This window comes from Sediminibacterium soli, from assembly GCF_009939225.1.
Lineage (GTDB): Bacteria > Bacteroidota > Bacteroidia > Chitinophagales > Chitinophagaceae > Sediminibacterium > Sediminibacterium soli.
Genome location: NZ_JAACJR010000003.1, coordinates 248817 through 272732 on the forward strand (window position 1 = coordinate 248817; position 23916 = coordinate 272732).

The window sequence follows — 23916 nt, forward strand, 5'->3', positions numbered from 1 at the left end:
AACCTTCCTTTTCTTTTCTCTGCAAACGCCTTTTTGGCTGTTATGGGGCAAATTTTTACCAATCCTCAGACCGGCGGGTGTTGGTACGATTATTTAACCGTATCCGGAAACAGATGTTATGAAATTCACATTGGGTCTTTTATTGGGCGCAGCAGTGGGAGGTATCATAGTGCATTACCTCGATTCTGTAGAAGGGTACGCACTGCGGCGCCGGATCAGCAAAGACGTAAACGATTTGTCAGACAGCTTTTCCGAAATGGCCGATACCGTCACCGAAAAAGCGAAATCGCTCATCGGTAAGAAAGAAGCCATGCCGGAAGAGGAAAGGATCATGATCGTTGGAATAACGGAAGAACCGCTTCCCTAGAATTGTCAACAACGTAAAATACATCATATGAAATGGTTATTAGGAATTGCGGCCGGTGTTACAGTCGTATACCTGCTCAGAACAGATAAAGGCAAGAAAATGTTAACCGATCTCAAAACCCAGGTCAATGACCTGAGCGATACGATCTGCAATGCCACGGGCGATCTGTTTAAAAAGGCAAAATCAGCGGTTTCCTGAATCAATACCCCCGGTTATATACACGCGCAACAGCATCGCTGTTGCGTTTTTTTTTTTGGATAACTTGCCCACCTTATCCGCAAAACGGCAGACCATTATCGCGTAATAACGTAATTTGACAACCTGAATTACCTGCCATGAAATACCTGTCCGGCCTGCTGTTGTCTGCTGTTGCCCTCACTGTCTCTGTTTTTGCCGGCGCACAGCGGAGCCGTCCCAATCTCATTTTTATCCTGGCCGATGACCTGGGCTATTCGGATATCGGCTGTTATGGTCAGCAAAAGATCAAAACACCGAATATCGATGCCCTGGCCAGACAGGGAACACGCTTTACCCAATATTATTCCGGGAGCACGGTATGCGCTCCGGCACGTTCTGCGTTCCTGACCGGATTACATACCGGGCATACACCCATAAGAGGCAACAGGGAATTGCCGCCCGAAGGGCAATACCCGCTGCCTGATTCAAGCATCAGTTTCCCGATGCTGTTACAGCAGAGCGGTTACTATACCGCGGCATTCGGCAAATGGTCGATGGGTTTTATCGGGTCAAGCGGCGATCCGCAGAAAAAAGGGTTTGATGATTTCTTCGGATACAATTGCCAGCGGCTGGCACACAAATATTATCCCGATCATCTCTGGTTCAATCATACAAAGATCGACTACCCGGGCAACCCGTATCTCCACAGCGATTATTCAGCGGATATCATTCACGCAAAAGCGCTGGAAACGCTGCAAAAACAGGATGGCAGCCGCCCCTTCTTTTTATACCTGCCGTATACCTTACCGCATTTTGATCTGACCGTACCGCACGACAGTCTGTATCAACATTATGTAAAGCTGTTTAACGAACCGCCTAAAACCATTGTGGCCAAAAACGATACAACAGGCAAACCTTTCGAGCCCTACCCGCATGCGGCATTTGCGGCCATGGTGAGCCGGCTCGATCAATATGTGGGCGAAGTGGTGGCACTGGTGAAGAAGAAAGGACTCGATAAGAATACGCTGATCATTTTCACCAGCGACAATGGCCCGCACAAAGAAGGTGGCGGCGATCCCGAATTTTTTCAGAATACAGCCAGTCTGCGCGGCATCAAACGCGATCTGTACGAAGGTGGTATACGAGACCCCATGATCATGGCGTGGCCGGGTCATATCAGGGCCGGCGCTGCCAGTGATCACCCGTTTGCGCTATGGGATTTTCACGATACCTTCCTGGAACTTGCCGGTATACGCGGCGCCAAACCAACAGACGGCGTATCTATGGTGCCCCTGCTTGCAGGTAAAAAACAAAAGCACCATGACTACCTGTACTGGGAACTTCCCGAAGCCGGCGGCAAGCAGGCGCTGCGATGGGGTAAGTGGAAAGCCGTGAAAAACGGTACGCTGGCAGATGCCGGTGCACCTGTTGAATTATACGACCTGAAAATCGATCCCTTCGAAAAAAACAACCTGGCCAGGCAGCATCCTGAGATCGTTGCACAGATGGCCGGGATGATGAAAGAGGCGCACCATCCCAACAAAGACTGGCCCCTGTTTGCATCGGAAAAACAGTAAAAGAAACGGTAAATAGGGAGCAACAGAAATTAAAAAGGCAAGGCGGCGCATCCCCTTATGGCCGGCCTTGCGTTGGAAATGGATGTTAAATGGCCCGAGGGCCTATCATTGACAACAAACGATCAGCTTACTCTTTGCACTCCGTATGAATAATTGCCTGCATTCAGCAGCGATAACACGATCTTGTACCTGCCGGCCACGGGGATGGAAATAGCCGGCGCATTGTAGGCAACGCTGCCGGTGGCATCTGCCTCGTTATGCCCGAGTGCGATCTTATCGGCATGATTGGCACGGAATATAAAATTGCCCACAGCAAAATTTCCCGTAAGGCTCCAGGTCCGCGTTGCCGCATCGAAATCCATCTCCGCATCGCCGTTGCCGGCAGCGGAACCGGTTACGCTCCAGTTGTAGATACGTGTGCAGGTCCATTTATTGGTATTGGTGCTTGCATTGCATTTGTAAATACCGGCACCTTCCCATACCGCGAACATTTTTCCGTTAAAGCCGAACTTGCCAGCGCCGATATCGGTAAACGTGTACCCGTCTTCCCAGGTGGTTACGCTTTTCACCAGCAGAAACTGTGCGTAGGCATTGCTGAAATTCACGTAGCCCTCATATTCCCTGTCTGCTTTGGCAGATACCATCATCGGCGCCTGGCTCACTTTCCAGCTTTGGTAATTGCCGGGGATACGGATGATGTTTTTACCTTCAAAATCCTGGAAAGGCTGGTAGGTGGTTACCTCCATCGCCACCGGATACGAATACATAGCGGCATTTGATTTGGTATTCAGACGCACCCTGAAATCAACCCGTGCCTCCGCACCGGTGATCAAGATAGAACGCAAACGATCATTGAGTTCTTCAACAGAAACCGATACGCTTTCGCCTTCGGCACAGTTGGCAACGGCAACGCTGTTGGTAAAAGCATTGCCCGATACACAGGCTTCGATCGTATACGACATGATCACATTATCAGGACAGGCAAATTTTGACCAGTTGAACCTCGCCGCCATGTTTTTGGCATTACCCTGCAGCAGCGCGATGCGTGATGCGGATGCGATTAATTGCGGAGAACCAACGGCGGCCGGCATTTCGGGCTTCACTGCCTGCGCGGGCATAACCAGGTCTGCATTTTTGCTGCAGCCCATCAGCACATATAGCATAGCCACAAGAGAGATGACAATTGCCTTTCTGCCGGTAGTTTTGGTTCCTTTCTGCATAAGCCTTTATTTCTTTCATAAAGTGACTGAAACAGCGGCGGCCTGCAAATAGTGTATCTACCATTTGCCTGTAATAACGATAAACCCAAAAACGTGATAAAGCTGCATGCAGATTGTCTACAAAATGAAACTGCCTGTAGTGAAAAACTGACGCAAAAAGTTCAGGCTTTTTGACGCTTCCGAGAGGTCCTCACCCTGGTCTGTCGTCTTACCGGAAGACTTTTTGTAAACGGATTGCGACACGATGCTGGTAATGTCTATCCATCGGCATAAGAACGCACGGTAAATTTGTCGTAATACCACGACCTGCACTTTACAAAACAGGATGGGGTGCCTGGGCGGCTATCCCGAAAACAGTCGTTGGTATTTTTACAAATGGCGTTCTGCACAGGGCCGATCAGGTGTTTGCCGTAACGACCGTCTTACCGAACTTTGCAGCAAACAGCGACTATGGAACTGGGCATCATGAGTTTTGCGGATATGCAACCCGAAACAGAAAAAGGGAAAGGCAGTAACGGGCGGCAGCGTATCCAGGACCTGCTCGAGGAGATCCGTCTTGCCGACCAGTTGGGACTGGATGTGTTTGGCATTGGGGAACATCACCGCGAAGATTACGCCGTGTCATCACCTGCCGTGGTACTGGCGGCGGCGGCAGCCATTACAAAGAATATCCGGTTATCGAGTGCGGTAACGGTATTGAGCTCCGACGATCCCGTTCGGGTATACCAGCAATTTGCCACGGTTGATCTTCTCTCCGGCGGCAGGGCCGAGATCATGGCAGGTCGCGGCTCTTTTATTGAATCTTATCCCTTATTCGGCTACGACCTGGAAGATTATGATGAGCTGTTCAGCGAAAAACTGACGTTATTGCTGCAGCTGAACAAAAATGAGCCTGTCAGCTGGCAGGGCAGGCACCGCCCTGCTATCCGCGGGTTACAGGTATATCCGCATCCTTTCGGCGCATCGATGCCCGTATGGATTGCCGCGGGCGGTACACCCGCATCCGCCGTGCGCGCTGCCAACCTGGGTTTGCCGCTGATGTTGGCCATCATCGGCGGCCAGCCGCAGCAGTTCAGGGGTTTTATCGATCTCTATAAACAAACAGCACTTCGCGCGGGCAGGCAATTGTCTGAGCTGCAGTTTGGCGTGAACAACCATGTATTTATCGGGAAAGACTCGCAGAAAGCAGCCGATGATTTCTTCCCTTATTATGCTGCGCAGATGAACCGTGTGGGCCGCGACCGTGGCTGGCCTCCGCTGAGCAGGCAGCAATACGAATTTGCCAGGTCGCCCCAGGGTGCACTGATGGTGGGCAGCCCGCAGCAGGTCATCGATAAGATACTGCACCAGTACGAACTCTTCGGCAACACCCGTTTTCTTGCACAGGACAGCGTAGGCCCCGTACCCCACCATCTAACCATGGAATCCATCCGGCTGTTTGGGGAAATAGTGGTGCCCGCCGTCAGAAAGGCAGTGCGAACAGAGGAGAAGGGGAACAGATGAAGAAGGAACAAGGAACAGATGAACAAGGAACGGAGCGGCGGCTGAGCATGGGTCGGGCAGCGGTTTTCCCGATCATCCGTTCCCATCACGGGCCGAGATTTAAGCTTTATTTCACCTGTTGGTACATATGCATTTTTTTTCTCCTCCCGGGTTTTCTCTATTTTCGGGCCCGAAATGAAGGCAACCGCATTCTTTGTATTCCTGATACTACTGCTCAGTGGTGGCAATTATGCTGCCGCAATGCCGGTATTTTCGGGGAACGCGGTAACTGCCCTTCAGGCTCCCGCTGCACAGACGGCGGGCATAGCGCAGGACCAGACCCTGCTCAAATCCATCTATCTCGATACCAAGGCCGAATACCTGGTTGCCGACAACTTTGAAGACGAAGAAGACAATAATGATACCGTTGCACGCAAACTCAGGTCCCTGCTCAGGGCTTCGCTCACGTCATCGTACCTGTTTGCGCTAAGCCGTCTTTATAACTGCCGGGCATTTTATAAGCCTATGGGCGGTTTGTCATCCGACAAATACCTTGTTCAGCGGGTACTGCGCATCTGATCCCACACCTTATTCTATCCATTACACCCCGATTGCGTAAGCCATGAACTGAATTGCCCGCACCGGGCATAGCATCGCTTATTATTTATTACAACTGTCATGAAAAAAATGATCTTGCTCGCAGGCCTTGTGGCGCTGCTGGGCCAAACAGGCTGTAAACAGGCCAGGGAACAAAAAGAAGAACCCGAAAAGTACATTGCCACTACCCCTGTTCGGATGGATACTTCTTTTGTAAAACAATATGTGTCGCAGATACGCTCTGTGCGCAATATCGAAATACGAGCACAGGAAAAAGGTTACCTGGAAGCCATTTATGTTGATGAAGGCCGCTTTGTAAAAGCCGGCCAGTTACTGTTTCGTATCATGCCCAAAATTTATGAGGCAGAGCTGCAGAAAGCAGAGGCCGAAGTAAAAGTGGCCGAAATAGAACTCGATAATACCCGCGCACTGGTGCAGAAAAACGTGGTGTCAAAAAATGAACAGGCCATGGCACAGGCAAAACTGGACCAGGCCAAAGCGCAGATGACGCTTGCCAAACTGCATCTTTCCTTTACAGAGATCAGGGCACCGTTCGACGGCACGATTGACCGTATCCCCAAAAAACTGGGAAGCCTGATCGATGAAGGGGAGTTGCTGACCAGTCTTTCGGATAACAGCCAGATGTTTGCCTACTTCAACGTGTCCGAACCCGAATACCTCGATTACCAGACCAACACAAAGAACCGGGGAAACAGCAAAGTGAGCCTGCTGCTGGCAAACAACAAACCGCTGGCCTACAAAGGCGATGTGGAAACCATTGAAAGCGAATTCGACAGCGAAACGGGCAATATCGCTTTCCGCGCCAGGTTCCCGAACCCGGAGCGATTGCTGAAGAACGGAGAAACCGGTAAGGTAATGATGACCGTTCCGTTCCGCGGCGCGCTGATCATTCCACAAAAAGCCACTTACGAGATACAGGATAAGATCTATGTATTTGTGATCGATAACAACCATGTGGTGCATTCGAGGAATATCACCATCGCAGGCAGGCTCCCGGATCTGTATGTGGTGGAAAAAGGTCTTGAAACAAATGACAAAATATTGCTTGAAGGCGTACAGAAAGTAAAAGACGATGATAAGGTTGCATTCGAGTTCAAAAAACCGGAAGAAGTGCTCTCACGTCTTCGTTTGAAAGCGGAATAATCATTATCGATGAAACAGCACTGTAGTCCCTTAACCGTAAAATTCCATGTTCAATAAATTTATACAAAGACCGGTACTCTCGATCGTTATCTCACTCATTATCGTATTCCTGGGTGTGCTGGCGATCGTGCAACTGCCGGTAACGCAGTTTCCTTCGATTTCTCCTCCCAAAGTGAGTGTGATCGCAGAATACCCCGGCGCCAACAATGAACTGCTGATCAAATCCGTGGTGATCCCTCTCGAAAGAGCGATCAACGGCGTACCCGGCATGAAATACATCGCATCCGACGCCGGTAATGACGGCGAGGCAAATATCCAGGTCGTATTTAACCTGGGCACCGATCCCAACCAGGCATCGCTTAACGTGCAGAACCGCGTGGCTTCTGTTGTAAACAAACTGCCGCCATTGGTTGTACGCGAAGGTGTGAAGATCACGCGCGAAGAATCGAATATGCTGATGTACATCAACCTGTACAGCGATGACCCGAATGCCGACCAGAAATTCCTGTTCAATTTTGCCGATATCAATATCCTTTCCGAGATCAAACGCGTGGATGGTGTTGGTTTTGCAGACATCCTCGGTAACCGCGAATATGCCATGCGTATCTGGCTCAAACCCGATCGCATGCTGGCATACAAGATATCTGCCGATGAAGTGATGAAAGCGCTCGACGAACAAAGCCTTGAAGCCTCGCCCGGAAAAACCGGTGAAAGCTCGGGTAAGCGGTCCCAGTCTTTTGAATACGTATTGAAATACCCCGGCCGTTTTACCACCAAGGAAGGTTACGAAAACGTGGTGGTACGGTCCAGCGCCAACGGCGAACTGCTGCGGCTGAAAGATGTGGCAGAGGTGGAATTCGGCAGTTCGATGTACGATATCTACTCCACGCTCAACGGCAAGCCTTCGGCGGCCATCGTACTGAAACAATCCTACGGCAGCAACGCCAGCCAGGTGATCAAAAACGTGAAGAAAAAACTTGCCGAGATAAAAGCCGCTTCCTTCCCCAAGGGAATGAACTATGAGATCAGCTACGATGTATCCAAATTCCTGGATGCCTCCATAGAAAAAGTGGTGCACACACTGATGGAAGCCTTTATACTGGTGGGACTGGTGGTATTCCTGTTCCTCGGCGACTGGCGTTCTACCATTATCCCTGCCATGGCGGTGCCTGTTTCGCTGATCGGCACGTTTGTGTTTATGCAGTTCTTCGGTATTACGCTGAACCTGATCACCCTGTTTGCGCTGGTGCTGGCGATCGGTATCGTGGTAGATGATGCCATCGTGGTGATAGAGGCCGTGCATGCAAAAATGGAGAAAGAACATCTCTCACCGCTGAAGGCCACCCGCAAGGCGATACACGAAATCGCCGGCGCGGTGATCGCCATTACCTTTCTGATGGCTGCGGTGTTCATACCCGTGGCGTTTATGTCGGGGCCTGTCGGTATCTTTTACCGCCAGTTCTCCATCACCATGGCCACGGCGATCATTCTCTCGGGTATCGTAGCGCTTACACTTACCCCGGCACTCTGCGCCATGATCCTGAAGAACACACATGGCAAGCCCAAAAGAAAAACACCGGTCAACCTGTTCCTCGACAGCTTCAACCGCAGGTTTGAGAGAACAGCCGACCGTTACCAGGGTCTGCTTGGCAGGATCATCACCCGCAGACTGGTAACCTTCGGGGTGCTGGTGGCATTCTGTTTGGGTGTATGGTATCTCAACGGCAAAGTGCCTTCGGGTTTTATACCGAACGAAGACCAGGGTATGTTCTACGCCATTATTCAAACACCCCCGGGTTCCTCGCTCGAGAGAACCAACGAGATAGCCGAACGTTTGCAGAAAGTGGCGGAAGGTATCGAAGGTGTGAGTTCGGTTTCTTCTCTGGCGGGTTACGAGATTTTGACAGAAGGCACCGGTTCTAACTCGGGTACCTGTCTGATCAACCTCAAGTCATGGGAAGAACGCAGGCATTCGGTGCAGGAGATCATTCTTGAACTCGAAGAGAAATCAAAAGACATTACAGGCGCCACCATCGAATACTTTCAGCCGCCGGCCGTACCCGGGTACGGTGCAGCGGGCGGTTTTGAACTGCGTTTGCTGGATAAAGCGGGTTCGGGCGATTACAAGAAGATGGAAACCGTAAGCAACGAGTTTGTAAAGGAACTGGGCAAACGCAAAGAACTGTCTTCCGTATTCAGTTTCTACAGCGCCAGCTTTCCGCAGTACATGCTCCGTATCGATAATGATATTGCGCAGCAGAAAGGGGTGAGTATCGATAATGCCATGAGTACCATGTCTACGATGGTAGGCAGTAACTACGAGATCAGCTTTATCAAATTCGACAGGCAGTATAAAGTGATCATACAGGCATCGCCTGAATACAGGGCCCTGCCGGAAGACATTCTCAAACTGTACGTAAAGAACGATAAAAACGAAATGGTGCCGTTCTCCGCCTTTATGAAAATGGAGAAGGTATACGGGCTTTCAGAGATCACCCGGCACAATATGTACAATGCCTCGGAGATCAGTGGCGCGGCCGCACCGGGATACAGCAGCGGCGAAGCGATACGCGTGATCAATGAAGTGGCGCAGAAAACATTGCCGAGAGGTTTTGGCATCGACTGGGCGGGTATCTCCAAAGACGAAGTGGCGCAGGGTAACCAGGCTATATGGATCTTCCTGATCTGTTTGGGATTTGTATACCTGATCCTTTCCGCACAATACGAAAGTTTCATTCTACCGCTGTCTGTGATCCTCTCTTTGCCCGCGGGTATCTTCGGCGCATTCCTGCTACTGAAATTACTGGGACTGGAAAACAATATCTATGCACAGGTGGCCATGGTGATGCTGATCGGTCTGCTGGGTAAGAACGCGGTACTGATCGTGGAGTTTGCGGTGCAGCGTCATCGTGCCGGTGCAACGGTGCTGCAGGCCGCCATGGAAGGGTCGAGAGCGAGGTTCCGTCCCATTTTGATGACGTCCTTCGCCTTTATCGCCGGACTGATACCGCTGGTGGTGGCAACAGGCCCGGGCCGGATCGGTAACAGAACCATCGGTACCGCCGCGGCAGGCGGTATGCTGCTGGGAACAGTGTTTGGCGTGATCGTGATACCGGGACTGTATTTCATTTTCGGCAAGATTGCAGAGAAAAGAATACTGATAAAAGACGAGGAAGAAAATCCATTAACCGAAGAAATCGATAACAATGTATAGACCGAAAATAGGGATGGGTATACTGGCTGTTTGCCTGGTGGCAGTCAGCTGCAAAGTACCGGCGATCGTTGAACAGTCGGAAAACAGATCGGTACCCACGGCATATGCAGGCAGCAGCGATAGCGCCAACAGCGCGGCTGTGCAGTGGCGTAATTTCTTTACCGATGCCCATCTGGTAAACCTGATCGATACGGCGCTGAAGAATAACCAGGAGCTCAGGATCACTTTACAGGAAATAGAAATCGCCAGGAATGATATCCGCAGTAAACAGGGCGCATTATTGCCTTCTGTTGGTGTAAGAACAGGTATCGGCGTAGAGAAAGTGGGGCGGTACACCAGTCAGGGTGCGGGCGACGCATCTGCAGAGATCGTACCGGGCAAACTGGTGCCGGAAGTGCTGATGGACTGGGGAGCCGCCGCCTATGCCAACTGGGAAGTGGATATCTGGAAAAAACTCCGCAATGCCAAAAAAGCGGCCATCGCCCGTTACCTGGCCACGGTGGAAGGGAAAAATTTCGTACTCACCGGTCTTGTTTCGGAAGTGGCGGGTTCTTATTACGAACTGCTGGCGCTGGACAGTCAGCTCGATATTGTAAAACAAACCATCAAACTGCAGCAGGATGCACTGGGTATCGTAAAAGTGCAGAAAGATGCGGCAAGGGCAACCGAGCTGGCCGTGCAAAAATTTGAAGCAGAGGTGCTGAAATCACAAAGCCTCGAATACGATATACTGCAGCAGATCAGGGAAACAGAGAACAGGATCAACCTGCTGCTCGGCCGTTTTCCGCAGGAGATTGCAAGAACCAGGGGTAATATACTGGCACTGTCGCCGGCAGCGGTACAGTCGGGTATTCCCTCGCAGCTGCTGGTAAACCGGCCCGATATCAAACAGGCGGAACTGGAACTGGCTGCGGCAAAACTGGATATCAAAGTGGCGCGTGCGGAGTTCTATCCCTCGTTCGGTATTTCGGCAGCCCTGGGTTTTCAGGCGTTCAAGCCGAGTTACCTGGTGAAATTTCCAGAGTCACTGCTGTTTTCGCTGGCGGGCGACCTGGCAGGGCCATTGATCAACAGGAACGCCATCAAAGCGGAATTCTACAATGCCAATGCAAAGCAGCTGCAGGCCATCTACAACTATGAACGTACGATCCTGAATGCGTACATAGAAGTGTCCACACAGCTGTCCGGCATCGGCAACCTGCAGAAGAGTTACGAGCTCAAATCAAAACAGGTGGATGCACTAACACGTTCCATCGATATCTCTAATGACCTGTTCAAATCCGCCAGGGCTGATTATTTAGAAGTACTGATGACGCAACGCGATGCACTGGAGGCGAAACTCGAACTGATCGAAACAAAAAAACAACAGCTGGCTGCGGTCGTGGGCGTATACCGCGATCTTGGCGGCGGTTGGCGATGATACGGTTTTGGATAGATATAGTGTAGTTTGGAGCCGGCTTCAAGGGGAGGCCGGCTTTTTTATTGCCTGCTGCAGACGCTGTCTGTTTTCGGCAAGAGCGCGGCTGGCAGAAAACCGCCCGGTCACTGATCCACCAGTCTTTTTACTTCTGCAATGATCTGTTGTATATCGTCTCTTTTTACCGGCTTCACATAAAAATTGGCAACGCAGTTGTACTGCTGTATCCTGTCATGATCCAGGGGGTCGATGGAAGAACTGACGATATAGATGCATACCCGCTTGCTGAGCCGGAGCTCCGCGAACTGATCCAGGAATTGCCAACCGTCGAGCACCGGCATATTCAGATCGAGCAGGATAAGCGAAGGAAGCTCCCCGGCGTTGCCGCTGTTGGATTGCAGGGCATCGATGGCCTGCTGCCCGTTACCAAAAGTCTCCAGCTTGCCGCAGCAATCCAGTTGCTGCAGCTGTCTGGTCATGACATAGGTATATATTTTGTCGTCGTCAACCAGCCAGGCCAGGTCAATATTTTTCATGCCGTGGTTTTGGAATATCAATGGTAAAGATGGTGCCTGTATTTACAACGCTCTCGGCCGTAACGGAACCGCCCATGGCTTCTGCCTGGCTTCGCACCATAAACAGTCCCAGGCCCCTCGAGTCGGGATGCCCGTGAAAAGTTTTGTACATACCGAAAAGTTTGCTGCCATACAGTTTCATATCGAATCCGCGTCCGTTATCGGACACTTTTACCTGGATGCTGTCGCCGGTTTCCGTGGCAGTGATATCGATCACCGGATGGCGTTCGGGATGGCGGTAGCGCAGGCTGTTGCTGACCAGGTTCACAAAAATACTTTCAAGGTAGGCGGGGTTGAACAGCACCTGTATCGTGGCAGGCAGCTGGTTGCGCAACTCGGCCTGCTCCTGCAGCAGGGAGGCATAGAGAATGGTACGCACACGCTCCACCATTTCAGACAGCACCAGCCATTGTTTTTCAACGGAAGTTTTTTCCTGTATCACCACCACATTGTTCAGGTCGCTGATGGTTTCGAGCAGACTGTCGGCACTGTCTGACAATAATCTCATCAGGTGGCTGGCTTCCGCAGGGTTGGCTTCGCGCAGCACCAGATCGGTCAGCGCTTTGATATTGCCCGTATGCGATCGGAGGTTATGTGAAACAATGTGCGCAAAATTGAGCAACCTGTCGTTTTGCGCCCGGATGGTTTCGGCATTTCTTTTTTGTTCGGTGATATCCTTGATCTGCGATACAAAATACAGGGGTTCGCCGCTGCTGCTTTTAACCAGCGAAACATTCAGCAGGGCCCAGATAAGGTTGCCGTTGCGATGGAGATAGCGTTTCTCCATACTGTAGGATTTGATCCTGCCCGCCAGCAGCTGTGTTACATAACCGAGGTCGATTTCAAGATCGGCGTGATAGGTAAAATCCTGGAAAGTGTGTTTGAGGAATTCGTCTTCGGGATATCCCATCATTTCGCAGAGACTGGCGTTCACTTTTATCCAGCTGCCGGACAGTCCTACCAGCGCCATACCGATCGGTGCATTGTTGAAAGCCTGCGAAAACCGCTGTTCCCTTTCTTCCAGTAAACGCTGCAGGGTTTCTTCAACGGTCACATCTTCGAGCGTGCCGTACAGAAACCGGCACATACCCTGTTCGTAGCTGCCCTGTATCCGCAGCTTCACCCATTTCCGCTGGCCCGTAATGGTGATCAGCCGGGTGGTTATCATGCAGGGACTGGCTGTGCGGGTTACCTCGCCGGTAAGACTGCGGATGGTGGAAGCATCTTCAAAAAAGCCGAGAAATGCATCCGGCGAAGGTTGCTGCGTTCCGGGCAGCTCAACAATATTGCGGACAATATCGTTGATATAGACCTGGCCGTTCTCAAGATTGTACTCCCAGATACCGAGTCCGGCAAGCTGGGATGCCAATTGGTAAAGTCCGGGTCTGGTCTGCATCGGTTGAAGGTACAACTATCGGCAGGATAATAACCGCGTTTTACGGGGCGCCCGATGCAGATCCGGATGAAAATTTGTTTAAAGAATAACCGGTGCCGGTCTATAGTCTTACCCCCGCACTTACGGTAACATAGAACATATTTCTGCCTCGCTCCGACAGGTCGGGTCTTCCTGCAACGGTTACCAGGTTTTGCGGCAGCACGTAGGCCGGTGTTACCGACGCATTGAACTTACCCGCCACAAAAACAAAGGGTATGGAAGCCTCGTAGGAAAGTATGTTGAATTTTGTTACCTCCCGCGAACTGGTTTGTGTGAAGGGGAACAGGGGCAGGCCGGCTTTTTCAAAGTAGCGCTGCGTAAATTTCTGCGTGCCCGCGTACAGGTAAAACGACGGATCTATGGCAAATGCCGTTTGGTGTTGCCCCCTGAAGAGAAAAAGATGGTCAACACCCGCTGTTACGCCGAAATCTGTCTGGCTGCTGAATTTTGCATCCGCGCCGGCGGTAATGTTCAGCACGGGGTTGTTGTACTGGATATTGAACCCGGCCTGCGAGTTTAGCGCAGACTGAACCAGGGTGGTTTTGTCGCGGTACAGAAAATGCGTGTAAAAAATATTGCCGCTCCAGCCACCGCGCTGTGGAAAACGGTACCCCGCCTCGATCGTGGTGCCTGTGTAGGCGAGCGGGGTGGCTTTGTTTTGCGTGAAAATGAAATTCCCCTGCGCATACAAACCGGTTTTTGACTGAAAACCGATGGAAGGAAACAGACCGCTGCTTTTAAGGCTGTCTGTTCTGCCAAAATAATGCAGTGCCGACTGGTAATTTGCCGACAGGTTGAACCGATCGGTCTGTGTGGAATCCTGCGCCTGTAAGAGACCGGGAATGCAGCAGCAAGCCAGCAGCAGAAACCTGGGTAAACAATCTTTCATATACCTGCTTTTTACCGAACGATGCCCGGACCATATCAGCCGGGCATCGAAATGTATGTATTTACGAGAAATTACCGGTTGCCGGTTTTAACGGCTGTTTTTGCTTTCACCTCGCCTTCTGCTTTAATGGAAGGTTCTGCGGTTTTCAGTTTGTCTTTTGTTTTTGCTTCTGTGGATGCAGCCGCTTGTTTCGTTTTTTCTCCTGTGGCTTTTGCCTTGCCCGCTGCAGACTTAGCGTCGTTTTTGATCTCGCTCTTCAGTGTGGCTCCGTCAACATTGGCATCTGTTTGCGAAGAAGCGCCGATGCTGGCATTACCCGAACCCGATTGTGTACCGGCAGCCGCAGCGGCGTTACCGCTTGTGGAAACATTTGCGTTGACACTGCCGGCTGCATGGTTGCCGGTCTGAACTGCGGCCGAACCGGCTTTTTTAGTGGCCGATACGCCTGTTGAAACCGCTTTAGACGTGGCAACCTGGGCCTTACCTGCGGCGTTTACAGCGGCATTGGTGGCGCGTGTGGTGTTGATGGTGGCGTTGGTGGTGGCACCGGCGGCCGTTTTCAGACTGAGCTGTGCCTGTACAGACTGGATACCGAACAAAGCAGCCACTGCCAGTGAAGACCTGATAAGCATTTTCATAGGGATAAATTGTTTAAGGTTTAAAACTTGGATAACAGTACCCTGAATTCAATTACTGTGCCAATCGGGTGCCAGAAGTTAAAAAAAACGCAATAAAATGTTAAGGCACCAAGCAGCGAAAATGATCCGCTTCGTATCGGCGGCAGGCGAAAGGATACTGGTTGTATTGCAAAATCTGTATCTTGTTAGGATGACAGACATACAGGATATCGCCCAGGCGTTAAGGGAGTTCTCCAATGCAAGAGACTGGGATCAGTTTCATAACCCCAAGGACCTGGCATTGGCAATTTCCATAGAAGCGGGCGAACTGCTGGAGCAGTTTCTGTGGAAGGATCCCGCAGATGCCGATCCTGACAGGATAAAGCAGGAGCTTGCCGACGTGTTTTCATTTGCCATTCTTCTGGCAAACAAATATAACTGGGATGTAAAGAAGATCGTGTTAGATAAGTTGCAGGAAACTGAACTAAAGTATCCTGTGGAAAAAGCGAAGGGAACGGCAAAAAAATACAACGAGCTATGATCGTGTACCAGGCCACAAAGGAAAAATTTCTGGATGACGTGTTTTCAAACGATATCGAGAATATCGTCCTTGCAAATGTAAAACGGAAACTTCAGACAGGTGTCGGTGTCAGCGAAATCAGGTCCTGGGCCCATTCGCTGGTATATATGGACCGCGTTATGCGGGATCCGATGATACCGAAAGATTGCGGCATTGCCATTGAATACCGGATACCGCAGACAAGCAAGCGAATTGACTTTATTATTACAGGACAGAACGAGTGGCAGCAACCCTGTGTCGTTCTCGTCGAATTAAAACAATGGTCGCAGGCAACACTGACAGGCAAAGATGCCGTCGTAAATACTTTTGTAGGTAACCGGGTGGGTGAACATCCCCATCCCTCGTACCAGGCATGGTCTTATGCCACGTTATTGCAGGGATTCAATGAAGTGGTGTACAATGAAAAGATCCCGCTTCATCCCTGTGCTTACCTCCACAATTATGTTGAAGACGATGTGATCAGGAACCCGACGTTTGCGGAGTATATCGAAAAAGCTCCGGTGTTTCTGAAAAGCGATGCGGTACAACTGCGTGATTTTATCCGTAAGCATGTAAAGACAGGGGATAAAACCAACCTTATGTATCGCATTGATGAAGGAAGGATCAGGCCTTCAAAAATGCTGGCCGACAGCGTTGGCAGAATGCTAAAGGGTAACCGCGAGTTTGTTATGATCGACGATCAGAAGATTGTATTTGAAAATGCAATGGCGCTGGCAAAAAAAGCGTCTGAAAAAAACAAACAGGTGCTGATTGTTGAAGGCGGCCCGGGTACGGGAAAATCGGTTGTAGCCATTAACCTTCTTGCCGAACTTACAAAATCAGGAATGTTGGCGCAATACGTCTCAAAAAATGCGGCACCAAGGGCAGTGTACGAGGCAAAACTTACGGGTACTGTAAAACCGACAGTGATACGCAATCTCTTCCGCGGTTCGGGTGCATTCGTAGAAACCGCGCAGAACGAGTTTGATGCATTGATCGTTGATGAGGCACACCGCTTAAACCGCTTCAGTGGGCTATATAGCAACCAGGGAGAAAACCAGGTAAAGGAAATTATTGCAGCCGCTAAATTCAGTGTTTTTTTTATCGACGAAGATCAGCGGGTCACCCTGAAAGACATCGGTACCAAGCGGGAGATTGAAATATGGGCGCATAAAGCGGGAGCCAGTGTGACGGAACTGCAACTCAGCTCTCAGTTCCGGTGCAATGGCTCCGATGGCTACCTGGCCTGGCTGGATAATTTTTTACAGATACGCGAGACAGCCAATGAGGATATTTCTGATATTGCCTATGATTTCAGGGTCATGGATTCTCCTTCGCAATTAAGGGATCTCATCTATGAAAAGAATATCGCCGGTAACCGTGCACGCATGGTTGCCGGGTATTGCTGGAAATGGAAAAGCAAAAAAGATACAGATGCTTTTGATATCGTTTTTCCGGAATTCGATTTCGCAGCCAAATGGAATCTGACAGAAGACGGCAGTAAATGGATCATCAGCCCCAATTCGGTCTCGGAGATTGGCTGCATCCATACCTGCCAGGGTCTTGAATTGGATTATGTGGGCGTGATCGTTGGCGCTGACCTGGTAGTGCGGAATGGACAGGTCGTTACCGATACAGCACAACGGGCATCATCGGATACCTCGGTCAAAGGGTATAAAAATCTTTTCGTCAGAAATCCGGCACTCGCAAAGGAAACCCTTGACAGGATCGTCAAAAACACCTACCGCACACTGATGACCAGGGGCATGCGCGGCTGTTATGTATATTTCGCTGATGCGGAAACCCGGCAGTATTTTGCAAAAATCGCCGGAGGAAGGTAGTTTTCGCCTTCAATTCTTTTTTTCGGGAGGAACCTCAGAGTAATTGGTTTTCGATAAGGTCAGCTTCCATGACCTGATTGTGGCGACAAAAAACCGATAAAATCGATTATAAACGACATTTTGGAAATAACGACAGTATTAAAGACAAAATCGATTATAGCTGGTCGAGGAAAATACCGTGTTATCGGTTCCAGAGTACGGCTGTTGTAACCTTTTCCTTCCCCGCCTACTCCAATCAATAAAAGGCAAAATGGAAAACACAACCACACTGAAGCAAACAGTCAACCTGCTGAAGTACACATTCGTTATCGTACCGATCGTTGCAGGCGCAGACAAGTTCACCAACCTGCTCACGCACTGGGAGCAATACCTCAATCCCACACTGGCGGGTAGCTTACCTTTTTCTGCAGCTTCGTTTATGATGATCGTTGGCGTGATAGAGATAGCCGCAGGGATCATTGTTCTGAAAAAGCCAGCCATTGGCGGTTATATTGTGGCGGCCTGGCTTACGGTTATCGCCTTAACTTTGCTGCTTGGTTTTATGTATGCAGACGTAGCCGTACGCGACCTCGTGATGGCCATCGCCGCGTTCTCAATGGCAAGACTGTCTAAACTTGTAGCAAACCCGTAGCAAATCCGTATGGAACAGTTTGAACAACTTTCGGAAACGGAGATTATCAGGCGCATACTGTGCGGCGAGAAACCGCTTTATGAAATCATTGTAAGACGGTTCAATCCTTACCTGTACAAGGTGGGCAGGTCGTACAACTATAACCACGAGGATACGCAGGATCTGATGCAGGATACCTATATCGATGCATTCCGAAACCTGGCCCGTTTCGAGGGGCGGTCGGGTTTCAGAACCTGGCTTATCCGCATCATGCTCAACAACTGCTACCGGAAGAAAGAGAAACAGGGTTTTAAAAATGAATACGCGGCCGAAAGCGCCGGAGAAAATGCAGTACCCATGTATGCCAATTCCAACAACGATGCCCACAGGCAGATGCATAACCGCGAGCTGGGACATATCATAGAGGAGTCGCTTGCCGGTATCCCGGAAGCCTATCGCATGGTGTTTTCCCTTCGGGAAGTGACGGGGCTGAATGTGTCAGAAACGGCGGGCCTGCTCGATATCAGTGAGGCCAATGTAAAAGTCAGGCTGAACAGGGCAAAAGCGATGTTACGGAACGAAATCGAGAAATCGTATTCCGCAGCCGAACTGTTCGAATTCAACCTTATCTATTGCGATGCGCTGACGGAAAGGGTGATGAAAAGGATCCATGCGTTGTAAAGCTGCCTTGTTCGTCAGGGGTTAGAGCTTTATTGCAACAGCATCTTTTAATGTGTAATAGTTAGTAGTTGATCTGACAGTTTAGGATTTTTCTTTTTTGGTTTTTATAGGATATTGATAAAAAAAGTTAGGCTGCAGGACTTCATTCTCCGCAGGGTGTCCAACACATTACAACCATTGCGGTTCTCCGCAGGGTCTCTCGCAGAGGACCCTGCGGTGCTGCGCATAGGTCAACTGGCTCAAAGACGGCCATTCAGCACGGAGATGAAGTTAAATCAATTTCCTGTAATTGCATGTACGTAATCACCGGATACGTGTCTTGGTTACCAGTAAAATAATATTTAGCTGAGCTAGGCATATAGTCCTCCGGCAAGCACACAAGACCGTCCTTACATGGATTCTGGTGCATATAACTCGTCTTTTGTTCCATAAACTTGATGCTGAAACATTCTTTCCTGTCAAACGACGGTTCAAACATTTCGTGCCTCTGGTTTTTTAATTGGTCAGTTTTGTTTACCCATCCAGCCATCTGGCCCAGAGTTTCTGTTTTGTTTTGCTGTGCGAGTCGTTTTACCAGATCATATGCCATAAAACGTTTGCCATTGGCAATAATGGTATTAATAGATGTGCTGCTCTCCTTAAACGCTATCATTGCATGCACATGGCTTGGCATGATTACATAGCCCACGATATGATGTCCGGCCCTTTTCAGGCAATCAAACCATTTATACACAGAATCGTAACCATTCGCCATCTCAAATAATGGCAACCACCTGGCACATGTGAAAGTGATAAAGAAAACACCATTGGTTTCATGAATTTTCCGCCTTACGCTCACAATACTTTTTGAAAAGCAAGTTATCTCCTAGAGCAAAATAAATTATTTCGGCTTATACCCGTGTTTTACAGCATGCAGGGTTGCTGTGTGTGCGCCGCAGGGTCCTCTTCGAGAGACCCCGCGGAGACTCCCGCTTTTTAGGTGGCTTAAGTACACCCTGAGGAGAAGGGAATTCACAATGTGAAAAAATCTATATCAGATAAGCGCATTTTTCGAGGAGAAGAGATTTCGGAAGGCGCAAAATTTATTGGAAATCCATCTGACTTATTAAGTTTCTACAATCGTACTCCTTCCAATGCATTTACATTATCATTAACAGTTGACGAATCTGGCCATTACAAACTCCAAGATATAGGGCGAGGTTATATTGCTTTAAGCAGTATTGATACTATATCTCTAAAAAAAATAGTAGGAGAAGACACATTTTCGGTTCGGAGTTCTATTATACTCTCATTTGCACAAAGAGGTGGCAATAGCCTTCATTATTCACCAACTTATTCTTCGTCCGGTACGATCAAGAAAAAAAATAACTCTATTGAAATATCTCTTACCGAATCGTCAAACAGAAAGCAAACGCTAATGGAGCAGATTACTTCGTCAAATACCTTCTACGATAAAAAGCCTGGAACATACAAATTCAAATCGCAAACTCTTGATCTTAAGGTAGATATTTTCATTTATGATGTATAGGGACAATATTGCTACAGCAAGATTACGGGCATGGCTGAGGTTACAAAGAATATTATTGATTTTTATGGTGAGGGAATAGATTGGCAAATCTCCTATTAAACTATTTCGGTATAAAATTAATATGTAGAAGTTAAGAGTTGATCTGACAATTGGGATTAAATTTAAGTAACGACACTTATTTAATAACCCCAAAATGTCAGATCAACTCTTAACTTCTACAATTTACATAAATTATAAAGGCACGTCGCATAACCTTGCAACTAATATAATAGTAACTTTTACAATGAACACCGTTTAAATTGAGGCGAAAGGCTTAAAATCTCTCCAACGAACCCCTTCGTACCTTTGCGTCACAAATTTTCATTGCAAATGGTCTACACAGACTATTCGGACGTTCAGAATCTTATTCTTGCCTATCCTGAGCGTTTCTACAACGAATATGAATCACTGACACCCTTCTATGACTCGCTAATTGACCTAATACCAAATAACATCCAATTGTGGCTGGTAACGAACAATAAGGCTACCTGTCAAAAACTGGATAGTAGGTATCAGTACAAGAAGGTGAATACCATCGGAATCAAGCACTGGGACGAAATCTGGCTGCGAGATTGTATAGGAATAAATACCAGCGAATCGGTAGTTAAACCGTTCTATCACCCCCAATACTGCACCCACTACCGACATAAGGATTATTTCGAACATCTCAATAAGCAATCGAGGCTAATCGTAAAAGAGTGCCTACAGAAGAAAATATCTCATCTGCCTTTAATAATGGATGGAGGTAATTTTTCCAATAACTCGACAACCGTATTTCTTACCAACAGAATATTGGAAGATAATCGTGAACTATCCAAATCGGAAATCGTGAATATGTTGCAGGATTTTACTTCCCTGCGGCCTGAAATCATTGAAAGAAGCAAGACAGATACAATTGGTCATACTGATGGGTTTATCAGTTTCCTCTCTGAAAAGCAAGTATTGCTTTCAAACTATCCCTCGTTGCCATTTTTAAAAGCTGATATTGAATTTATCTATGAGGTCAGAAAGAGGCTTGAAGACGAGAAATTCGAGGTGATAGACTTCTATGATCGGCCTATTGACGAAATAGTACCATGTGAGTGTTATCGTAATAAGAAAAAAGCATGCCTTTATTCTGCAAGAGGTAATTACATTAATTTTCTGCGGCTGAACAACACCGTTATTCTACCAGAATACAATCTGCCAACTGCCAAGGAGACAAAGTATTATAACACGCGGAATGCAGAAATATTATCCAACTTGGGATTTGAGATAAAAACGATTAATTGCGATCAGTTGGCAAAAATGGGCGGCTCATTGCATTGCCTTAGTTATACTTTTTAACTTCAATGGAGAAGATTCTAAAATTTCTGGAAGGTGAATGGACTTTGCGGCTGGCTTAGCGTGTAATCTGATAATCCTATTTATTTAATATTGGTTTTAGATCGACCTGTATGTTTTATAGTAGATTAAGGAAGCCTGTAGTTGCGTATATGCTTCCTGTGGAGGGTGGATTTGCGCAAGTTGATTTTAACGGGGTGTCGTATATTTGAGAGTTAGCAGTAACCCATCTAAACTTGAAAATTGAATTTATATTTTATAAGTGGATTAGGAGCAGATGAAAGAGTATTTCAACGCCTGGAGCTTCCTGATAGTATAAAAGTTCATCATGTCGCGTGGCCGAAAATCTTGCCTAATGAAACAATTGTTTCTTATCGAGATAAGATTATTTCAGTTATTGATACATCTCAAGAATTTGGCTTAGTAGGATTGTCATTTGGTGGTATTCTTGCGACAGAAGTAGCCAAGATCTTGGAACCCCAAATAACCATATTACTTTCAAGTATTAGCAACATCAGCGAAATTCCGTGGTATTATAAGGTTCTTGCCAAATCAAGATTTAATAGAATTGTACCGGAATTCCTTTTGAACAAGATTTATCCCTTTACAAATTGGTACTTTGGTATTTCTGAATCTTCAGACAAAAGATTGCTTAAATCAATTATTCATTCGACCTCTGCATCTTTCATTAAATGGGCTGTAAATGAAATTATTAATTGGAAAAATATAGATAGACCAGAAAGTATCTACCATATTCACGGTGATAGTGACAGATTATTTCCAATAAGTCTCGTTAACGCGGACAAGATTATAAAAAATGCCGGGCATTTAATGGTGTATACTCACGCGAAATTGGTCAGCCAGGTTATTCGAGATCGATTGGGCAACTAACACGAGCTTGCAAAAGGTGGGCTGAAAAATATGGTCAATTAGAGAATATTAATATTGTAATTTTTTATTTTATTATTTCAACCAATATCTCAACCATACCCCTAAAAACGAAAAAAGCGCCGATTTTACGGCGCTTTCGCGAAAAAAATGTAGTCCCGACAAGAATCGAACTTGTATCTAAAGTTTAGGAAACTTCTATTCTATCCATTGAACTACGGGACCAGGTTTGTTGTTAAAAGAACTTGTATCAAAGTTTAGTCCCCACAGTACTGTGGGGATATGCTATCCATTGAACTACGGAACCGGCTTATCAATTAATAATTTCGCAGTCAAAAATTGATAATCGGGTGGCAAAAATAGCGGTTAGGAAGGAGTTGAACAAGAAAAACCGGTGCGGTAAAGCCTGCTTAAATCGGTATATTCGGTGCTCAATTACCGCTATGAAACAGCTGCTGCTCCTTTTTCTCTTGTCTTTTGGCGCCAAAGCCGCCTTTTCGCAGGATAACAAAGCGCATATCAACCATGTTGCCGTATTCGTGGTGAGCCTGCAGAAATCGGTGGATTTCTATACGAATGTTATGGGACTGGATACCATTCCCGAACCCTTTCACGATAACAAACATGCCTGGTACCGCATTGGGCCGGGCGCGGCGCTGCATGTGATCGAGGGCGCTAAAGAACCCAAAGAATATTTCCTCAACAACCATATGTGTTTTTCCGTTGCGTCTGTGGACGGCTTTGTGGAGAAACTGAAAAAACACCAGATCGGCTGGGTCAACGCCAAAGGCGAAAAAATGCTGGTCACTACCAGGGTGGATGGGGTAAAACAAATCTGGATCAACGACCCCGACGGGTACTGGCTGGAGATCAATGATGCGAAGGATTAGTTTGGTTTGTGATTGACTGCCTGCTTTCAGTGGTTCCTATCAGAGGAATAACCAAACTGCAGACCACAAACCACAAACCAAATCCAACCACCCAAAACCCCTATTTTTGCAGCCGAAAATTCGCCTGCATGAAGTTTTACAACCTACTTATACGTTACCGTTTCTGGCTTAGCCTGGTGCTGATCGCCGGCGCCGTGGTATTGAACCTGACGGGTACCGGTTTCTGGCCCAGTTTCCCCCTGTATTTTGTTGGGGTGATCGGGTTGGCCAGCCATTTTTTCATCGGACCGCTGCGCCTGATCCAGGAACCGATGGAACAGGGTAATGTGGATGCGGTGGAGAAGATCCTGGATACGATCTGGTTTCCCGGCCTGCTGTTCAAACCCGTGCGCTCTACCTACTATACCATCAAAGGCAACCTGGCCATGATGAAACAGGATTTCACCACGGCAGAAAAACACCTGAAAAAAAGCACCGATCTCGGCTCCCCCATGCCCGAAGCCGAAGGCGCCAACAAACTGCAGCTGGGTATGATGGCCATGCAGCGCGGCGACCTGAAACAAGGTGAGTCCTATATCCGTGCCGCCATCCGCGCCGGTATCCCCGATAAAGAAAGCGAGGCCGTTGCCTACCTCAGCATGTGCCAGATCTTCATGAACAAACGCGAGTTCCGCGCCGCCAAGGAATTCTTCCGCAAAGCCAAAGCCTGCAAACCCAAAACCCAGCAGGTAGTCGACCAGATAAAGGAGATCGAGAAATACATTTCAAGAATGCCGGGGTAGGATGGGGAATAAGGAACAGGGAATAAGGATTAAAGAACAGAAGA

23 protein-coding genes and 1 tRNA gene are annotated in these 23916 nt (G+C 48.3%); 17 read left to right on the plus strand and 7 right to left on the minus strand.

From position 1 onward, the window contains the following. Nucleotides 1-118: 118 nt before the first annotated feature. The 3 genes from GWC94_RS01175 to GWC94_RS01185 all read left to right on the plus strand — a co-directional run bounded on the left by GWC94_RS01175 (nt 119) and on the right by GWC94_RS01185 (nt 2121). Nucleotides 119-367, plus strand: a complete 249-nt coding sequence (locus GWC94_RS01175; protein ID WP_161833172.1) for a YtxH domain-containing protein — start codon at nt 119-121, stop codon at nt 365-367. Nucleotides 368-394: 27 nt separating this feature from the next. Then, nucleotides 395-565, plus strand: a complete 171-nt coding sequence (locus tag GWC94_RS01180; RefSeq protein ID WP_161833173.1) for a YtxH domain-containing protein — start codon at nt 395-397, stop codon at nt 563-565. Nucleotides 566-702: 137 nt separating this feature from the next. Then, complete coding sequence (locus GWC94_RS01185; RefSeq protein WP_161833174.1) at nt 703-2121, plus strand: arylsulfatase; 1419 nt, start codon at nt 703-705, stop codon at nt 2119-2121. Between the two features lie 122 nt (nt 2122-2243). Here the strand turns inward: GWC94_RS01185 and GWC94_RS01190 are convergent, their stop codons facing one another. Next, the gene (locus tag GWC94_RS01190; RefSeq protein WP_161833175.1) at nt 2244-3341 is read right to left on the minus strand and encodes a SusE domain-containing protein; all 1098 of its coding nucleotides are present in this window, start codon (nt 3339-3341) and stop codon (nt 2244-2246) included. Between the two features lie 450 nt (nt 3342-3791). On the opposite strand from GWC94_RS01190, the gene GWC94_RS01195 reads away from it, so the two are divergent. The 5 genes from GWC94_RS01195 (at nt 3792) to GWC94_RS01215 (ending at nt 11218) form a co-directional block, all read left to right on the plus strand. Beyond that, on the plus strand, nt 3792-4844 hold the full coding sequence (locus GWC94_RS01195) for an Atu2307/SP_0267 family LLM class monooxygenase (RefSeq protein WP_161833176.1): 1053 nt from the start codon (nt 3792-3794) through the stop codon (nt 4842-4844). Nucleotides 4845-5018: 174 nt separating this feature from the next. Next, nucleotides 5019-5402, plus strand: coding sequence for a hypothetical protein (locus tag GWC94_RS01200; RefSeq protein ID WP_161833177.1), 384 nt, complete (start codon nt 5019-5021; stop codon nt 5400-5402). A 99-nt stretch (nt 5403-5501) separates the two neighbouring features. Continuing rightward, complete coding sequence (locus GWC94_RS01205; protein WP_161833178.1) at nt 5502-6584, plus strand: efflux RND transporter periplasmic adaptor subunit; 1083 nt, start codon at nt 5502-5504, stop codon at nt 6582-6584. 46 nt (nt 6585-6630) lie between these two features. Beyond that, nucleotides 6631-9798, plus strand: coding sequence for an efflux RND transporter permease subunit (locus tag GWC94_RS01210; protein ID WP_161833179.1), 3168 nt, complete (start codon nt 6631-6633; stop codon nt 9796-9798). Next, complete coding sequence (locus GWC94_RS01215; RefSeq protein WP_161833180.1) at nt 9791-11218, plus strand: TolC family protein; 1428 nt, start codon at nt 9791-9793, stop codon at nt 11216-11218. The genes GWC94_RS01210 and GWC94_RS01215 overlap by 8 nt, the downstream gene beginning before the upstream one ends. 122 nt (nt 11219-11340) lie before the next feature. On the opposite strand, the gene GWC94_RS01220 is transcribed toward GWC94_RS01215, so the two are convergent. The 4 genes from GWC94_RS01220 to GWC94_RS01235 all read right to left on the minus strand — a co-directional run bounded on the left by GWC94_RS01220 (nt 11341) and on the right by GWC94_RS01235 (nt 14752). Beyond that, entirely contained in the window at nt 11341-11751 is a 411-nt protein-coding gene (locus GWC94_RS01220; protein WP_161833181.1) for a response regulator, read from the minus strand. Continuing rightward, nucleotides 11738-13186, minus strand: coding sequence for a sensor histidine kinase (locus GWC94_RS01225; RefSeq protein ID WP_161833182.1), 1449 nt, complete (start codon nt 13184-13186; stop codon nt 11738-11740). The genes GWC94_RS01220 and GWC94_RS01225 overlap by 14 nt, the downstream gene beginning before the upstream one ends. Before the next feature lie 100 nt (nt 13187-13286). Further along, nucleotides 13287-14114: a hypothetical protein gene (locus tag GWC94_RS01230; RefSeq protein ID WP_161833183.1), complete on the minus strand. Its 828-nt coding sequence runs from the start codon at nt 14112-14114 to the stop codon at nt 13287-13289. A 71-nt stretch (nt 14115-14185) separates the two neighbouring features. Next, nucleotides 14186-14752, minus strand: coding sequence for a hypothetical protein (locus GWC94_RS01235; protein ID WP_161833184.1), 567 nt, complete (start codon nt 14750-14752; stop codon nt 14186-14188). Between the two features lie 97 nt (nt 14753-14849). On the opposite strand from GWC94_RS01235, the gene GWC94_RS01240 reads away from it, so the two are divergent. The 4 genes from GWC94_RS01240 to GWC94_RS01255 all read left to right on the plus strand — a co-directional run bounded on the left by GWC94_RS01240 (nt 14850) and on the right by GWC94_RS01255 (nt 18422). After that, nucleotides 14850-15272, plus strand: coding sequence for a nucleotide pyrophosphohydrolase (locus GWC94_RS01240; protein WP_235918417.1), 423 nt, complete (start codon nt 14850-14852; stop codon nt 15270-15272). Continuing rightward, entirely contained in the window at nt 15269-17131 is a 1863-nt protein-coding gene (locus GWC94_RS01245; RefSeq protein WP_161833185.1) for a DUF2075 domain-containing protein, read from the plus strand. The genes GWC94_RS01240 and GWC94_RS01245 overlap by 4 nt, the downstream gene beginning before the upstream one ends. 250 nt (nt 17132-17381) lie before the next feature. After that, nucleotides 17382-17762: a hypothetical protein gene (locus tag GWC94_RS01250; RefSeq protein WP_161833186.1), complete on the plus strand. Its 381-nt coding sequence runs from the start codon at nt 17382-17384 to the stop codon at nt 17760-17762. 9 nt (nt 17763-17771) lie between these two features. Next, nucleotides 17772-18422 carry a sigma-70 family RNA polymerase sigma factor gene (locus GWC94_RS01255; RefSeq protein WP_161833187.1) on the plus strand — a complete coding sequence of 217 codons (651 nt, stop codon included), beginning with the start codon at nt 17772-17774 and terminating at the stop codon, nt 18420-18422. 253 nt (nt 18423-18675) lie between these two features. Here the strand turns inward: GWC94_RS01255 and GWC94_RS01260 are convergent, their stop codons facing one another. Then, nucleotides 18676-19176, minus strand: a complete 501-nt coding sequence (locus GWC94_RS01260) for a hypothetical protein (RefSeq protein WP_161833188.1) — start codon at nt 19174-19176, stop codon at nt 18676-18678. Nucleotides 19177-19440: 264 nt separating this feature from the next. On the opposite strand from GWC94_RS01260, the gene GWC94_RS01265 reads away from it, so the two are divergent. From GWC94_RS01265 to GWC94_RS01275, 3 genes are all read left to right on the plus strand, one after another. Then, nucleotides 19441-19950 carry a hypothetical protein gene (locus GWC94_RS01265; protein ID WP_161833189.1) on the plus strand — a complete coding sequence of 170 codons (510 nt, stop codon included), beginning with the start codon at nt 19441-19443 and terminating at the stop codon, nt 19948-19950. Between the two features lie 369 nt (nt 19951-20319). Further along, nucleotides 20320-21315: an agmatine deiminase family protein gene (locus GWC94_RS01270; protein ID WP_161833190.1), complete on the plus strand. Its 996-nt coding sequence runs from the start codon at nt 20320-20322 to the stop codon at nt 21313-21315. A gap of 240 nt (nt 21316-21555) precedes the next feature. Next, on the plus strand, nt 21556-22203 hold the full coding sequence (locus GWC94_RS01275; RefSeq protein ID WP_161833191.1) for an alpha/beta hydrolase: 648 nt from the start codon (nt 21556-21558) through the stop codon (nt 22201-22203). A gap of 150 nt (nt 22204-22353) precedes the next feature. Here the strand turns inward: GWC94_RS01275 and GWC94_RS01280 are convergent. Next, a tRNA-Arg gene (locus GWC94_RS01280) sits at nt 22354-22425 on the minus strand. A 218-nt stretch (nt 22426-22643) separates the two neighbouring features. Between GWC94_RS01280 and GWC94_RS01285 the strand changes: the two genes are divergently transcribed. Then, a complete protein-coding gene (locus tag GWC94_RS01285; RefSeq protein ID WP_161833192.1) occupies nt 22644-23090 on the plus strand; it encodes a VOC family protein in 447 nt (148 codons plus the stop codon). Between the two features lie 128 nt (nt 23091-23218). Next, nucleotides 23219-23872, plus strand: a complete 654-nt coding sequence (locus tag GWC94_RS01290; protein ID WP_161833193.1) for a tetratricopeptide repeat protein — start codon at nt 23219-23221, stop codon at nt 23870-23872. Nucleotides 23873-23916: the final 44 nt, after the last annotated feature.